15 protein-coding genes are annotated in these 15,432 nt (G+C 41.7%); 14 read left to right on the top strand and 1 reads right to left on the bottom strand.

Annotated elements, in window-relative coordinates:
• The 14 genes from ACZ9AO_RS09600 (at position 1) to ACZ9AO_RS09665 (ending at position 14,208) form a co-directional block, all read left to right on the top strand.
• Positions 1-711, top strand: coding sequence for a 3-oxoacid CoA-transferase subunit A (locus ACZ9AO_RS09600; protein WP_048686783.1), 711 nt, complete (start codon positions 1-3; stop codon positions 709-711).
• A complete protein-coding gene (locus ACZ9AO_RS09605) occupies positions 678-1,343 on the top strand; it encodes a 3-oxoacid CoA-transferase subunit B (protein ID WP_251540178.1) in 666 nt (221 codons plus the stop codon). The genes ACZ9AO_RS09600 and ACZ9AO_RS09605 overlap by 34 nt, the downstream gene beginning before the upstream one ends.
• A 9-nt stretch (positions 1,344-1,352) precedes the next feature.
• Positions 1,353-2,624 (top strand): peptidase, encoded by a 1,272-nt coding sequence (locus ACZ9AO_RS09610; RefSeq protein WP_095395353.1) that lies wholly within the window; start codon positions 1,353-1,355, stop codon positions 2,622-2,624.
• A 79-nt stretch (positions 2,625-2,703) separates the two neighbouring features.
• Positions 2,704-3,552 carry a putative beta-lysine N-acetyltransferase gene (gene ablB, locus ACZ9AO_RS09615; protein WP_476108949.1) on the top strand — a complete coding sequence of 283 codons (849 nt, stop codon included), beginning with the start codon at positions 2,704-2,706 and terminating at the stop codon, positions 3,550-3,552.
• 82 nt (positions 3,553-3,634) lie between these two features.
• Positions 3,635-5,014 carry a sigma-54 interaction domain-containing protein gene (locus tag ACZ9AO_RS09620; RefSeq protein ID WP_476108950.1) on the top strand — a complete coding sequence of 460 codons (1,380 nt, stop codon included), beginning with the start codon at positions 3,635-3,637 and terminating at the stop codon, positions 5,012-5,014.
• Between the two features lie 118 nt (positions 5,015-5,132).
• Positions 5,133-6,536: a lysine 2,3-aminomutase gene (gene kamA, locus ACZ9AO_RS09625; RefSeq protein ID WP_053535371.1), complete on the top strand. Its 1,404-nt coding sequence runs from the start codon at positions 5,133-5,135 to the stop codon at positions 6,534-6,536.
• Position 6,537: 1 nt separating this feature from the next.
• Positions 6,538-6,813, top strand: a complete 276-nt coding sequence (locus tag ACZ9AO_RS09630; protein ID WP_034307515.1) for a YokU family protein — start codon at positions 6,538-6,540, stop codon at positions 6,811-6,813.
• 489 nt (positions 6,814-7,302) lie between these two features.
• Entirely contained in the window at positions 7,303-7,545 is a 243-nt protein-coding gene (locus ACZ9AO_RS09635; protein WP_034307512.1) for a YozE family protein, read from the top strand.
• A gap of 14 nt (positions 7,546-7,559) precedes the next feature.
• Complete coding sequence (locus ACZ9AO_RS09640; RefSeq protein ID WP_476108951.1) at positions 7,560-9,326, top strand: ATP-binding protein; 1,767 nt, start codon at positions 7,560-7,562, stop codon at positions 9,324-9,326.
• Between the two features lie 152 nt (positions 9,327-9,478).
• Positions 9,479-10,186, top strand: a complete 708-nt coding sequence (locus ACZ9AO_RS09645; protein WP_034307510.1) for a hypothetical protein — start codon at positions 9,479-9,481, stop codon at positions 10,184-10,186.
• Between the two features lie 171 nt (positions 10,187-10,357).
• Entirely contained in the window at positions 10,358-10,528 is a 171-nt protein-coding gene (locus ACZ9AO_RS09650) for a YozD family protein (protein WP_064505166.1), read from the top strand.
• A gap of 228 nt (positions 10,529-10,756) precedes the next feature.
• Positions 10,757-11,461, top strand: coding sequence for a purine-nucleoside phosphorylase (gene deoD, locus ACZ9AO_RS09655; RefSeq protein WP_034307509.1), 705 nt, complete (start codon positions 10,757-10,759; stop codon positions 11,459-11,461).
• Positions 11,462-11,742: 281 nt separating this feature from the next.
• A complete protein-coding gene (locus ACZ9AO_RS09660; RefSeq protein ID WP_476108952.1) occupies positions 11,743-13,206 on the top strand; it encodes a lmo1851 family serine protease in 1,464 nt (487 codons plus the stop codon).
• A gap of 114 nt (positions 13,207-13,320) precedes the next feature.
• Positions 13,321-14,208 (top strand): LCP family protein, encoded by an 888-nt coding sequence (locus ACZ9AO_RS09665; protein ID WP_476108953.1) that lies wholly within the window; start codon positions 13,321-13,323, stop codon positions 14,206-14,208.
• A 174-nt stretch (positions 14,209-14,382) separates the two neighbouring features.
• Here ACZ9AO_RS09665 and mtnA read toward each other — a convergent pair whose 3' ends face one another.
• Positions 14,383-15,429: an S-methyl-5-thioribose-1-phosphate isomerase gene (gene mtnA / locus ACZ9AO_RS09670; RefSeq protein WP_476108954.1), complete on the bottom strand. Its 1,047-nt coding sequence runs from the start codon at positions 15,427-15,429 to the stop codon at positions 14,383-14,385.
• Positions 15,430-15,432: the final 3 nt, after the last annotated feature.

The raw sequence follows: 15,432 nt of genomic DNA on the forward strand, positions 1-15,432 counted from the left end.
GTGGAAAATACATTCCAGAAGATTTGTCGTTTGGAAGATGTCCGCCATCACTTTAAAGATAAACAGTCCATCCTATTTGGGGGATTCGGTGGCATAGGGACGCCTCCGGGATTGATCAATATGATTTTGGAATCAGGTATTAAGGATTTAACCTTGATTGGGAACGATACAGGTTTCCCAGATATCGGAATCGGAAAACTGGTCACCCAGCGCCGAGCGAAAAAAGTCATCGTTTCCCATATCGGTTCCAATCCCAATGCAGGACTATTAATGAACAATGGTGAACTCGAAGTGGAGTTCTGTCCGCAAGGGACTCTTGTCGAACGCATCCGGGCCGGAGGGATGGGACTCGGCGGAATATTGACCGATATTGGAATGGAAGCCGATATCGTCAGGGAAGGCAAGCAAACCGTAAAGCTAGGTAAGAAAAATTATCTGGTGGAATCGGCATTAACTGCAGATATCGCCATTGTTTACGCAGAAATGGCAGATCCTTATGGAAATCTTCTATTCGATAAAAGTGCCAGGAATACGAATCCAATCGTTGCTGCGGCCGGACAGATCACTATAGTCGAAGTCAGGCAAATCGTTCCGCTGGGCACTTTGGATCCAGAGAACATCATTGTACCGGGTGCCTTTGTGGATTATATCATTCCATCAAAAGGAGTCGATTGGAAATGGGTTTGGGAACAGGGGATAGAAACAGAATAGCGAAACGGGCAGCAGCAGAAATAAGCGATGGGATGCTGGTCAATTTGGGAATTGGCATTCCATCACTTGTACCGAATCATCTTTGGGATGATCATAAAGTTATGTTTCATGCAGAAAATGGCCTTGTGGGAATGGGCAGTACTCCTGAAACGGGGAAGGAAGATGCGCATCTTTGCAATGCTGGGGGATTGCCGATCACCATTAGAGCCGGGGCTTCTTACTGCGACAGTACTGTTGCATTTGGAATGATACGTCGCGGCATGGTGGATATCACGATTCTAGGAGCCCTTCAAGTAAGTCAAGCGGGGGATCTCGCTAATTGGATTGTTCCGGGAAAGCGGGTGCCAGGCATGGGCGGTGCAATGGAACTGGCTGCAAAGGCAAAAAAGGTCATTGTCTTGATGGAACATAACGATAAAGCGGGCATGTCTAAATTAGTCAAAACATGTACGTTGCCGTTAACAGCCCAGAAATGCGTACATATGATCATCACCGAATTAGGCGTGTTTTCCGTAACTTCGGAGGGCCTCCTATTAACTGATGTATTTGATACGTCCAGCATTGAGGAAATCAGGAATCGGACCGAAGCCTCGTTTACTGTCTCTGAAAACATCCACAAATTAAAAGAATGAGAGAGGAGAATGGATATGTATGAGGAAAAAATAAGAACATGGCTGAATGAACATCGGATGAATGGGGTTCAGCTTTTGCAAAAACTGGTTCAGGAACCGAGCAAAAGGGGCCAAGAAGGAAGTGCACAAGCAATAGTGGTCGAGAAGTGCAGACAACTTGGTCTGGAAATAGATCTTTGGGAAATCGGGGATGAACAATTAAGAAAACATCCCCATTTTTATTGCGACCGCAGGGATTTTAAAGGAAATCCGAACCTTGTGGCCATTAGAAGAGGAACAGGCAAGGGGAAATCCCTTATTTTAAACGGACATATTGATGTAGTTCCGGAAGGTGATCATGCAGCATGGCACGATGAACCCTATAGCGGCAAGTTGATGGACGGGAAAGTTTTCGGGCGGGGAACGACGGATATGAAAGGCGGCAATGTATCTTTATTGCTGGCCATTGAAGCGATCGTCGAATCTGGAATCCAATTGAAGGGGGATTTGATATTTCAGAGTGTGATTGAAGAGGAAAGCGGTGGTGCCGGCACACTTGCGGCAGTCATACGCGGGTATAAAGCTGATGGTGCAATCATTCCGGAACCTACAAATATGAAACTATTCCCATTACAGCAAGGTTCGATGTGGTTTCGTCTGAGAATAAAAGGCAAGTCTGCACATGGAGGCACTAGGTATGAAGGAGTCAGTGCAATTGATAAAGCGGTTGTTGTAATGAAAGAAATCAAGATGCTTGAACAAGAACGGAATGAGTCACTCCGTCATTCACTCTATAAAAATGTCCCTATCCCCATTCCAATCAATATTGGTAGCATCCAAAGCGGGAATTGGCCTTCCTCCGTGCCGGATACAGCCGTCCTGGAAGGAAGATTCGGCATCGCCCCTACAGAAACCATGGAAGAGGCACAAAAATCGCTGAAGGAGCGAATAGATGCTTTAAACGAGAGTGATGCATGGTTCAAAGAAAGACCTATTGAATTAGAATGGTTTGGGGCCAGATGGCTGCCTGGCAATCTTGAAATCAATCACCCGCTCATGAAGACAATTGGCACATACTATGAAAAAGTGGTCGGGGAAGAACCGCTTGTCGAAGCTTCACCATGGGCGACGGATGGAGGGTATCTTTCATCGGTTGGTTCTACCCCCGTCGTTGTGTTTGGACCAGGGGAAACGAAGATGGCCCATGATTCGAACGAATATATAGAGGTGGATAAAATGATGGAAGTTGCGGAAATCATCGCATTGACCATTATTGAATGGTGTGGGGTGGACCAGGAATAATCATTTTTCCCAAGGTCTGATCCCAGGAAGGGTCAGGCCTTTCGCAACAATTTTCGAAGATGTGAAAGGAGCGGGACAAATGGAGGCTGGAATCATCGAAAAAAGAATTCAAAAGCCAATGTGCACCATACATATTACGATCGACCATTTTAATAAGCGAATCAGGGTTGATGATTATCTAGGGCACTTTCAAGAATGCGTGGAGGAATCTTTGAAGGTGGCTAAAAGCATATCAGCAGAAAAAATCATCTTCAAGTCCCGCAAGGAAAACGTTATGGCATTGCTTGCTCAGGGCTTTCTATATGAAGGAAGCATCGATAAATTCTTTTTGGGAAGCGATTGTTTCTTCCTTGTTAAATATAACACGATTGAAAGGCGCAACAGTGCTGAATGGGAAAGGGAAGATCAAATCCTTACCGATGTTCAGAGGCTGCCGATTAAATCCGGACTGGATGAACCGCCGTCAGCCTATCAAGGCCGTAAAGCTGAAGTGGCAGATGCACTTCAGCTGGCCCAACTGTATGGGAAAGTTTTCGAGGTGTATCCCACACCGATGAATGATCCGGTATATGTGAAAAAGTGCATGGAAATGGGAACGGTTTTTTATATTTATGTCCATGAAGAGAGGATCGTCAGTGCTGCTTCCGCAGAAATTAATTCCTTTTACCATAATGCAGAAATCACTGATTGTGCGACATTGCCGGAACATCGGCAGTACGGCTTGATGAAACACTTGATTTCCGCGCTTGAAGACTATCTTATTTCACACGGCATTTATTGTATCTATTCGATTGCCCGGTCGCTCTCGTTCGGCATGAATGCTGCATTGCATCAGCATGGATACTCGTACCGCGGACGTTTGGCCAATAATTGTTATATCTTTGATAAACTGGAAGATATGAATCTTTGGGTGAAAAACTTTAGTTGAATGCTCATTTTTAGGCGGTTTATGACAAGTTTTTGGCATTTCCTCATATACATCTAGCAAGAAGGTATTGAGGAGGGATAGCTTGCCTAGTGAATTTTTTAATACAAGTGAAGTGTTGGAAGCGATATTAGAAACCATTGATGAAGGCATTCATGTGATAGATCCAAAAGGACAGACCATCTTTTATAACGGAGTGGCCGCCAATCTTGATGGGATGAAAAGAAGTGAAGTGCTCGGGAAACCGTTGCTTGAAGCGTTCCCTTCTTTGAATCACAAATCATCGACGTTACTCCGGGTCATTAAATCTGAAAAACCAATCTATAACTATAGTCAATCGTATGTAAATGCTCATGGGCGTATCATTGAGACGCTAAATACTACTCTACCCATATATGTAGATGGGTTTATGATAGGTGCAATAGAAATTGCAAAGGATTATTCAAGCTTGAAGCAATTATCGGAAAGGTTAGCTGATCTGGAAAGCTCGCTCAAGACAATCAAAAGTCCTGAAAGGAAAACGACTGGGAACGGCGGATTGTATTCTTTCACTGAAATCCTGACAAGTGATAAGGGGTTTAAAGGTTTGATATCCCAAGGTAAAAAGGCTGCCCGCTCCACCTCATCGGTATTGGTTTATGGGGAAAGCGGTGTAGGAAAAGAGCTTTTTGTTCAAAGCATCCACCAGGAATCGAGCCGCAGTAAAGAACCTTTCATCGCGCAAAATTGTGCGGCCCTACCAGAAAGTTTATTGGAATCGCTTCTATTCGGTACGGCAAAAGGAAGCTACACTGGTGCTGTGGAGCGACAGGGATTGTTTGAATTGGCCAACGGCGGAACCTTGTTTTTGGATGAATTGCAATCGATGCCGATTGACTTGCAGGCAAAGCTCCTGCGCGTGCTTGAAGATGGGTTCATCAGGAGGATAGGTGGCACAAAAAGTGTACAGGTGAATGTCAGGATCATGGCAGCGATGAATATTGATCCGAAAAAGGCCGTATCGGAAAACAGGCTAAGGCCGGATTTATTTTACCGATTGAACGTATTGAGCTACGAGCTGCCTCCGCTAAGGGAACGGATTGATGATATAGAGCTTCTTTCTGAACATTTCATATCAATATTTAACAGTAAATTAGGGCTGTCCATAAAAGGCATGGATGAGAAGACAAAGGATTTTTTTCGGAAATATCACTGGCCTGGAAATGTAAGGGAACTTAAACATACGATAGAATTCATGATGAACCATACGGAAAATGATGTTATGAATCTTGAAGATTTGCCCCAGTTTTTAAAGAAGCGCAACCCATCCGAAAAAATACTTCCGCTTCGTGAGGCCATGATTGAGATGGAAACAAAATTGATTACCGAGGCCCTTCTTCAAACGAACGGTAACGTTTTCCAAGCATCGAAGCTATTGCAAATTCCAAGACAGACCTTGCAATATAAAATAAAAAAACATGTTTGATGGAAAAAATCCGGATGTAGCCTGCAGTCCGGTTTTTTTTATGGGCATTCGAATTTTTGGGTCATTTTGGCACCCTTCTTGCATTTAATACTACTATCATAACTCAGGAGGTATAACCATGTTATTTGACTTATATAAGCCAGATCGCAATTGGAAAGATATAGAGCTATGGAAAGATGTAACCGAAGAACAATGGAACAACTGGCTGTGGCAGCTTACAAATACGATCCGAACAGTTGATGATTTGAAAAAAGTGATAAACCTGACTCCGGATGAAGAGGAAGGTGTGAGGATTTCCACAAAAACCATTCCATTGAATATCACCCCATACTATGCTTCGTTAATGAATAAAGATGACCCAAGGTGTCCAATCAGGATGCAATCGGTCCCAATCTCGGAAGAAATGCATAAAACCAAATATGACATGGAAGACCCCCTGCATGAGGATGAGGACTCCCCTGTACCGGGATTGACCCATAGATATCCGGATCGCGTTCTTTTTTTGGTGACGAATCAATGTTCCATGTACTGCCGTTATTGTACGCGAAGACGTTTTTCAGGCCAAATTGGCATGGGCGTGCCCAAAAAACAATTGGACGCTGCAATCGGTTATATACGTGACACACCGGCAGTTCGGGATGTCCTTATTTCCGGCGGGGACGGATTATTGATCAATGACACGATCCTTGAATATATCCTCAAAAACTTAAGGGAAATTCCTCATGTTGAAATAATCAGGATAGGTACACGGGCACCGGTTGTTTTTCCTCAAAGAATCACTGAAAATTTATGTGCCATTTTAAAAAAATATCACCCGGTTTGGCTGAATACTCATTTCAATACCTCGATAGAAATTACCGAAGAGTCAAAGAAAGCATGTGAGATGCTTGCCGATGCGGGTGTACCTGTAGGCAACCAGGCAGTTATTTTAGCGGGGATAAATGACAGTGTCGCAATCATGAAAAAGCTGATGCATGATCTTGTTAAGATCCGTGTCCGCCCTTACTATATCTATCAGTGCGACCTCTCGGAAGGGATCGGTCATTTCAGGGCACCCATTTCAAAAGGAATTGAAATCATCGAAGGGCTCCGGGGCCATACATCCGGGTATGCTGTACCTGCCTTCGTCGTCGATGCTCCAGGAGGGGGAGGGAAAATCACCCTGCAGCCGAATTATATCCTTTCACAATCTCCAACAAAAACGGTACTGCGCAATTTTGAAGGTGTGATAACCACATATCCTGAACCTGAGCAATATACACCAGGACTTGCAGATGATTATTTCAAAGGGGTATATCCTGATATGGAAGAAAAACAGTCAGATATAGGTGTATCTGGTTTAATGAACGACAAGCAATTCAATTTAGTGCCTGAAGGGCTGAAGCGAATGAACCGACGGGAAAATTACGTGACCAACCCAGAGCATGCTTCATTGAAAAACAAACGTGAAAAGCGTGATTTGTTAAAAGAAAAGAAATTCCAGGCACAGCAAAAAAAGAGCACTCCTAAGGGGGATGAATAGCATGGAGATGTGTCCATGGTGTGAGAAAGGGAAGCTTGCATCAGTAAAGGGGACTGTGTATTGGGAACTGCCGGATGGTTCGAGGGCGGTTGAAATTACGGAAACCCCTTCATCTCATTGTGAAAGTTGCGATGCCTTTTTTCAAAGTGATGAAATAGTGAAGGAAATTGAAGATCAATTATTTTTAATTGATTCGAAAAAGCTTGAAAAACAAACGAAGTACAGTGAGCTAATGAACATGAAAAGGCTGTTGAAACGTAATTACTTTGACTTTTAGCGGCAGGTGTATTACATTTCCATAAATGAATTAATCCCCTCATTTTAGACAGAATAGTGTAAACCACTATTTCTATCCTAGGTGAAGGGGATTTTCCATTTCAGAAAATGATCGCCAGCGTTTAAATTGGCTAATAAGTTTTTGAAGAAATTCCGCCAGCCTTCAAGCAGCATGTTAGGACATGCGCCGCGTGTTTTATTATGGGAATGGGGTTTATTGGTTGAAGAGTAGGATAAATAATATTTAAGCACTTCGCTTTCCTTTATCGAATCATATAAAAAAATCTTAAAAGGATGTAATCAATATGGAATGAGTACGATATGTTAGTATAGCTTCGTAATTTAACGTATGCATTTTGTGTTGAAAAATCGCGGTTTTCATAAAATGAGGAAGAAAAAACCAAATTGTTTTTTAAAAAAGTGGACGGAAGCGAAAGTTTCCGATATATTAAAGCAGAAATCATAGTTATTTTAGGGGGGGCTCGACATCATGAGACCATTTTATTTATATTTAATGAAATTTAGACAACCAAAGGAAATTGATGCAATCACTAAATTTGCCAATTATGCCTATGAGGATCATGGCTTCCCAAAACAATCGACTGATTATAATGAACTGAGCAGTTATTTAGAATTGAATGCAGACTATCTCGAAAGTATGTCGGTATTCGATCAAGCGTGGGAACAGTATGTCCAAATAGAAGAAGGACTCATATTGGGAGATCAGGAATAGGGAGGATCGGAAGGATGTTAAAAAGCCTTCAAACCCGAATTTTGCTTTATTCTTTACTTATTGCAAGTGTTCCTCTTCTGATTTTGGGAATCATATCCTATGGATCACAACGCTCCCTTCTGGAGAAGGAAGCAAAAAATGCCCTGAATGCAGGTTCACTGAATATTGTAAATGAAACATACAGCTATTTGAACGAACGGATCAGTGATGTGAAGTTAATGAGTGCAAATTCTGCAATCATCAATCCTGGCCACTCAAAAGAAGAGAAGTCAGATGAACTAAAAAAGTTTATCGATGCAAAAGGAAATTATTACGGAGTTTTGCATTTGGATATGGAAGGCAATGTCATTGCAGATACATCCAATAAAATGATCGGGGATAACCTCGCGAAGAGAATATGGTTCAAAGAGGCAATAGAAGGTCATGAATTCCTTTCAGACGTATATAAAACCCGGGCTTTCTCAGAACCGATTATAGCTCTGAGTGCTCCGGTATATGATAATTCAGGGGAAATGATCGGAGTCGTATCCACAGCTTTCCGATTGGAAGGGCTTTGGGAGATGATGGAGAAAAAGGCTAATGAAATTAGCGATAAATACCCAGTCAACTTTTACATGATCAACCAAGAAGGCATCATGATTTCGAAAAAAGACCCACATGGCATGATGCAGGATTCTGCCTTGAGAGAAATGGGATTAACGAAAGATAAGCTGATGGGAGCATCGTTAACGGATGAATTATACAGTGAAGAGAATGGGGAAAAAATATATTCCATCCAGCCTGTCCATACGGTAGCACAAACAGAGAATAAATGGTTTGTTGTTGTGGGTGCTGATAAGAAGCAGGTGTTTCAGCCTTTGAATGACCTATTGACACGGTACCTGACCATCTACAGCATCGTTTTTGTTTCTATCATTCTGGCTGTCTATTTACTAACAAAGACCCTCGTTCGGCCAGTTCAAGAACTTGTCGAAGCGACAGAGGATTTCATAGGAGGAAAGGAATTCATCATTTCCGATAAAAGAAGCTTCGAGGAAATGGAAAAATTGAACCTTGCCTTTCTAAGAATGATGGAAACGATAGAAGATCGTGAGAAGGAAATCGTCCGTACGGAAAAATTGAAATATGTAGGCCAGCTAGCTGCCGGTGTCGCCCATGAAATCAGGAACCCATTGACGACAATAAAGGGTTTTTTTCAACTATTGAAGAGCCAGGATCATGATAAATCATTGATAGAAAAATATAGCGATGTCATGCTTCATGAAGTGGATCGGGTCAATGTATTTGTGACACAACTTCTTGATTTGGCAAAACCGCATCAACTGGAATGGGAGAAAATCGATTTAAAGGATTTCCTTGATGAAATTATAGATACCTATACTTCCTCAATTCCGAGTTCTCATGTAAGAATAATTAATGGTGTGACACAATCCGTCATTGTTTATTCAGACAGGAACCGGTTAAGGCAGGTTCTCTTGAATGTCTTGAATAATGCATGTGAAGCCATCGAAGCAAGGGGGCAGATTGAACTGCATCACAATTCCACCTCCCAATATATAAGATTAGTGATCAGCGATGATGGAAAAGGCATCAGTCCCGAGAATTTAAAAAATATCGGTATGCCCTTTTATACCACCAAACCGGATGGAAACGGATTAGGTGTGGCGACATGCATTCAGATAATGGAGGAATTAAAAGGGAAATTCCAAATTGAGAGCGTCCGCGACGAAGGAACGAAAGTGACGCTCACAATCCCCACTACGAACCGTCTCATTAAATGAGGCGGTTTTTTTGGTTGTAGTGCCCTTAAATAAATGGGCCGGTTAATTAGCTAAATGAGCAAAATGCCCGCTTATTTCCATTAACCTCCATGTTTGTTTGTGCATATAATTTACTAATCAAACGATAAGGACCATATTGGGGGATGTCTCTTATGGGCAAAAAAAAACAGCCGAAATTTAAATTAGGCGATACAGTCGTAATAACAATGTATGGGACAGTCGGGAATATAACCGATGTGAAATTTCTCGATGGTGCTTATGTGTATGAAGTGAACTATAGTGAAGGTCTTTATATCGAAAAAACATTGCAATCGATAAATGAATATGAAGGAGAAATCCTTTATCCGAAAGAACAAATCGATATTGAATATAAATTTTTATTAGGTGACTTGGTCCAAGTGGATGGATATGAACAGGATTATTTCAAGATTATCGGCTATCGAACGGAAATTTGGCGCTATAAGGAAAATGCCTGGGAGGATGTAATCTATGAGTTATCAAGAATCTCTGATGGTGAATGGCTTGAAGCGCATGAAGAAGAACTGACTTTGATTGCCGATGCTAAACGAGCAGATGGAATCATTAAAAAGTTGGGTCTGCTCCTTCCTCAAAAGAAAAATGAGCTTGCTATCATTGCTAAACAAAACAACCCTGGTAAAGGTGAGCGAGAAATGACAATGACAAAAGATGAAAAAAAGGAAATGATTGATGGCCTGTTGGATTTATATAATGATTATTGTAAGCTCTACGAACATTTTGGCGATGATGAATATCGTCACATCATGAAGATCGCCCTCGCTAAAATAGAAAAGGCGGCAGAGGAAATTTATCCAGATCATAAAAAGAAGCAAACGAAGTGAAAGGCATCTATAAAGGGCAAATTCCAGATTCCCTATAGAAGTATCCATTCAAATTGAACACGAATGGAACTTGATAACGATAGACCCTTCATATGTTTTTCCATTAAGGGATGCCTTACTGGTATATTTGTCTCTACACATTCATAGACCTTTAAATAAGGGGGCGATGATTTGCGAGAAATTGAGGTTTTTATCGATACAGAAGAGATAGCGGAATTCTTTTTTCAAGAATTGATAAGACGGGGCTATCTTCCAACAGAAGCTGAAGTTGAAGATCTTGCTGACATCACATTCGAATATCTTCTTGAAAAATGCATAATTGATGAAGAAGTCGATGAGTAGCTGTCATTAGACGGTTAGCAGCTTCCTTTCCCTTAATTTTATTAACCATTAAAAAAAGACGGCGGACCTCCGCCGTTTTGTTTGCGATTTAGGAAGGGTGCCAAAAGTCGTTTCGTGATTTCCATTTTTCAAGTTCCAGATAAGGTTCGATTTTCCTAACTTGTGGTTGATATGGTATAGTAGTTTTTGAATATCATTTCAACCACAAGTTAAGGAGGACATAGTCGTATGAGCGTACATATTGGTGCAAAAGAGAATGAAATTGCGGAAACGGTCTTACTTCCTGGGGACCCGTTGCGTGCAAAATATATTGCTGAAACATTTTTAGAGGATGCTAAACTTTATAATGAAGTTCGTAACATGTTTGGATATACAGGGACATATAAAGGAAAACGAATTTCTGTACAAGGTACAGGCATGGGTGTCCCATCCATTTCGATTTACGTGAATGAATTGATGAATAGCTATAATGTCCAGAAGTTGATTCGTGTGGGAACTGCAGGAGCGATTCAAAAAGATGTAAAAGTCAGGGATGTGATCCTTGCAATGAGTGCTTCCACCGATTCCCAAATGAACCGTATGACTTTCGGCGGGGTGGACTTTGCCCCGACCGCGGATTTCGAATTACTTAGAAAAGCTTATGACGCCGGCACGGCAAAGGGCTTGCAATTGAAGGTCGGTAATGTATTTACGGCCGATCAGTTTTATAACGATAATAGTGAATTGGAAAAATGGGCAAAATACCAAATACTTGCGATAGAAATGGAATCAGCGGCCCTTTACACGCTTGCTGCTAAATTTGGACGCCAAGCTTTATCTGTATTGACCATTTCCGATCACATTTTAACTGGTGAAGAAACGTCGGCGGATGAGCGCCAGTCAACCTTTAACGAAATGGTTGAAGTGGCATTGGAAGCAGCTATCCAGGACTGATAATTGGATGTAAATGACAGGCGGGTGACCAGGAATAAGTGATGCTGTATAATGGCAGGTTGGATACAGGCTCATTTGTTCCAGGTATCCGCATTTTTGTAATATCAGGAGATGCCTGTTGTCCTTGGAGCATTCTCCATGATTTGAAGTTTTTTTAAAAAATACATATGGCTATAAGTTGTTATTTTTGATAACTATTATTTTTCGATTGGCATGAAAGCTGATAAAATAGGAATGAAATCGTTTATATCGTCATGAAGAATGAAAGTGGTGAGGCTTCAGTGGAAGAAGAAAATCAAAAACAGCCAAAAGAGGCAGGGAAATTCATTAAAATAAAGAAGTTTACGTTCATTATGGGGATTTTCTTGGTCATATTTCTAACTGCAGGGATTACTACAATAGCCTTGACCTTTGGAGATGAAAAAGTAGAGTCATTAGCACCGGATAAGCATTCGGAATTTGAAAAGCTGTATTCTACATACGATACGATAAAAGATAACTATTATGAAGAGATTGATGAAGAAAAACTTGTTGACGGGGCAATTAATGGAATGATCAAATCATTGGATGATCCGTACTCCGCTTATATGGATAAAAAGGAAGCATCGACTTTCCAGGAAAGCATCTCTTCATCTTTTGAAGGAATCGGTGCCGAGATTCAGGAGCAGGATGGACAAATCATGGTCGTCTCACCGATAAAAGGGTCCCCAGCAGAAAAAGCAGGGGTAAAGCCGAATGATATCATTTTAAGTGTGGACGGTAAAAGCGTTGAAGGGCTAAGCTCTTCTGAAGCTGTCCTGAAAATCAGGGGCGAGAAGGGTACGAAAGTGGATCTATCCATCTCAAGAGCTGGTGAGTCGGAACCGATTGAGCTCACCATTAAACGGGACACAATTCCGATTGAGACGGTTTATGCGGAAATGCTTGATGATGGAGTTGCAAAAATTCAAGTGACCAGTTTTTCCGAACATACAGTCCAAGAGCTGAAAACGGCGCTTGAAGAAATGTCCAAGAAGGATATGAAGGGTCTCGTATTGGATTTGCGGGGAAACCCGGGGGGACTGCTTGAACAAGCAATAGAAATGGCAAGCCTGTTCATACCTAATGGGGAAGTGGTCCTTCAGGTTGAGGATCGCAGCGGGAAAAAACAAGTCGAAAAATCGGTGAATGATGGAGAACTGAAAATCCCGGTAGTCGTGCTGATTGATGACGGAAGTGCCAGTGCTTCTGAAATCGTTGCAGCTGCTGTCAGTGAATCTGCGGACATTCCATTGATTGGTGTCAAGTCATTTGGGAAAGGGACAGTGCAGACTGCCGAAAAACCCTTTAAAGATGGATCTAACTTCAAATATACGGCAGCTAAATGGTTGACTCCTGAAGGCAATTGGATTCATAAAAAAGGGATCAAGCCGGATATTAATGTGAAGCTTCCTGATTATGCCAGCCTTCCGTACATTTCCCCTGAAAAGGAATTGAAAGCATCCGATTCTTCGAGTGAAGTGAAAGCAGCTGAAGAGATGCTGAAGGAAGCGGGCCATGATCCAGGTAAGATAGATGGATTCTTTGATGAAGCAACCACGAATGCGGTCATAGCATTCCAAAGGGAACAAAAAATTAAAGAAACTGGCACCATTAAGGATGATACTACCGTGAAATTGATGCAGGTCATCCAGGAGAAAATCCTTAAGAATGACACACAAGTGAAAAAGGCGGTAGAAGTATTAAAGAAAGAAATCAATAAATGATTTAGCCCTAAAAGCCTGTCAGCGATTATCGTTGGCAGGCTTTTTTTGTCGTTTCATGCATAGGATTCCAATATTAGGCAGAGAATAGGGGTAATTTTCCGATGAGGTGAGGTAATGAAAGAAAAGGTATTGTTCATATATCTATTGATCTTGATTCTGGCAGCCTGCACTTATGCCCCTTTACCCAAACAAAATGGAAATGCAGGTACGGAAAAAAAACTAACCAAAGAAGAGAACCAGGAAAGCGTGAAAACATTTCTGTTAATTGGTGTTGATACAAGGGGAGAGGAAAAATCACGATCAGATGCGATTATCCTGGCAAAATACTTTCCTGAGCAGGAAAAACTGAAGCTGGCTTCGATTATGCGTGATAGTTATGTGAAAATCCCCGGGAATAAATCAGGATATAACAAAATAAATGCAGCTTATTATTATGGTGGCAGGGAATTGCTGAAGAAAACCATACAGGAAAACTTCGGTGTCAAGGTCGACCATGTAGCGGTAATTGACTTTCAGGGATTCGTGAAGATGGTCGATTTACTTGCCCCTGAGGGGGTGGCGGTGAATGTGGACCAGGAAATCATTGATGATATGAGCATTCAAGCAAGCGTCGGTAAAAATGTTTTACATGGGGAGGAAATATTGAAATTTGTCCGTTTTAGACATGACGATGAAAGTGATTTTGGAAGGATTGAGCGTCAACAAGAAGTAATGGTTCAATTAAAAACAGCGTTTATAAATCAAATCTCATCCTTCGAAGGGATGGCAGCCCTTCCTAGTATCATAGAACAAGGACTATCGTACTTGGATACAGATATTGGTCTGAGCACAATAATGGAAATGGGACCAAAAGCCGTTTTCCATACACCGGACACCGTCGAAACCTTAAGAGTTCCAGTGGAAGGAAGCTTTAAAGATGAAATATATCCCCAGTCCGGAGCCGTTTTGGAAATGGACTGCACTGAAAATAAAAAGGCACTTCAGGAGTTCTTTTCAAAATAATAAGAATGTCCAATTATCTTTTATTATCGAAGACATCCTTATATTAACTGAAGATGTTCGAAATTTAATATTGTATTATAGACCTCGCAAGAATAATCTTAATTCGATCACCTTTAAAAAACGAGAGGGATAAGAAATCCTTCTCGTTTTTTATCACCAATAAAGGAACCTGGATCAATTAACAAAATGCGGAATGTTTTTGAAGAAATCCGGTGTTATGATGCCGTTTTCGGTAATGATGCTTGTAATTAGATGATTCGGTGTAACGTCAAAGGCTGGATTGAAAGTCTTCACGTTTTCCGGAGCGATCCTTACACCTTGAATGAAGGTGATTTCCGCTTCATTCCGTTCTTCGATCGGGATGGATGTGCCGGATTCGATAGACAGGTCGAATGTGCTTGATGGTGCGGCCACATAAAAGGGGATACCAAAGTGCTTGGCTAATATGGCCAATCCCAATGTCCCGATTTTATTGGCTGTATCTCCATTGGCCGCAATCCTGTCGGCCCCGACGATAATTCCATTTATTCCTTTCTGGTGAATCGTATGGGCAGCCATATTATCAGAAATTAATGTGACATCCACCCCCGCTTGCATCAATTCCCAAGCAGTCAAACGCGCCCCTTGCAGGACAGGCCTGGTTTCACATGCATACACTTTTAGCGGAAAGTCCTTTTCTTTAGCCAGATGGAAGGGAGCCAAGGCTGTGCCATACCGAGCCGTGGCAATTCCCCCAGCGTTGCAATGCGTTAGAATGGAATCACCTCTAGTGAATAGGGATAAACCATGTTCCCCGATTTTCCTGCACATTTCTTCATCTTCAGCAAAGATGGCTTTAGCCTCCGCTACAAGTGCTTCCTTGGCAGTTGAAATGCTTTGCGCAGCCTGCAAGGTGTTCTCCATCCTCTTTAAAGCCCAAAAAAGGTTGACTGCAGTAGGCCGTGAAGAGGCGAGTTTTTCAATATGCCTCGTTACATTTTTCTTGAATTCCCCTAAATCAGCGGTTGTTTCCTGCTTGGCACCAAGTGCAACACCAAATGCTGCCGTCAGTCCAATTGCAGGGGCACCGCGAACTTTTAAAGTCAAAATGCTGTCATATACATCATCAACAGAATGAAGTTCTATAAATTCAGTTATGGAAGGAAGGGCTTGTTGATTTAATAATGTAATATGGGTATCATCCCAATGTACCGAATATGGTAAGGGTGCTATTGTAGTCATGTT

It is taken from the genome of Peribacillus sp. TE19612, assembly GCF_056279465.1.

What these genes read in the sequence shown, in the direction of transcription:
- kamA (WP_053535371.1), top strand. Translation starts at nt 5,133, where the DNA reads ATGTTATTTGACTTATATAAGCCAGATCGCAATTGGAAAGATATAGAG.
- ACZ9AO_RS09645 (WP_034307510.1), top strand. Translation starts at nt 9,479, where the DNA reads ATGGGCAAAAAAAAACAGCCGAAATTTAAATTAGGCGATACAGTCGTA.
- ACZ9AO_RS09630 (WP_034307515.1), top strand. Translation starts at nt 6,538, where the DNA reads ATGGAGATGTGTCCATGGTGTGAGAAAGGGAAGCTTGCATCAGTAAAG.
- deoD (WP_034307509.1), top strand. Translation starts at nt 10,757, where the DNA reads ATGAGCGTACATATTGGTGCAAAAGAGAATGAAATTGCGGAAACGGTC.
- ACZ9AO_RS09640 (WP_476108951.1), top strand. Translation starts at nt 7,560, where the DNA reads ATGTTAAAAAGCCTTCAAACCCGAATTTTGCTTTATTCTTTACTTATT.
- ACZ9AO_RS09665 (WP_476108953.1), top strand. Translation starts at nt 13,321, where the DNA reads ATGAAAGAAAAGGTATTGTTCATATATCTATTGATCTTGATTCTGGCA.
- ACZ9AO_RS09605 (WP_251540178.1), top strand. Translation starts at nt 678, where the DNA reads ATGGGTTTGGGAACAGGGGATAGAAACAGAATAGCGAAACGGGCAGCA.
- ablB (WP_476108949.1), top strand. Translation starts at nt 2,704, where the DNA reads ATGGAGGCTGGAATCATCGAAAAAAGAATTCAAAAGCCAATGTGCACC.
- ACZ9AO_RS09610 (WP_095395353.1), top strand. Translation starts at nt 1,353, where the DNA reads ATGGATATGTATGAGGAAAAAATAAGAACATGGCTGAATGAACATCGG.
- mtnA (WP_476108954.1), bottom strand. Translation starts at nt 15,429, where the DNA reads ATGACTACAATAGCACCCTTACCATATTCGGTACATTGGGATGATACC.
- ACZ9AO_RS09635 (WP_034307512.1), top strand. Translation starts at nt 7,303, where the DNA reads ATGAGACCATTTTATTTATATTTAATGAAATTTAGACAACCAAAGGAA.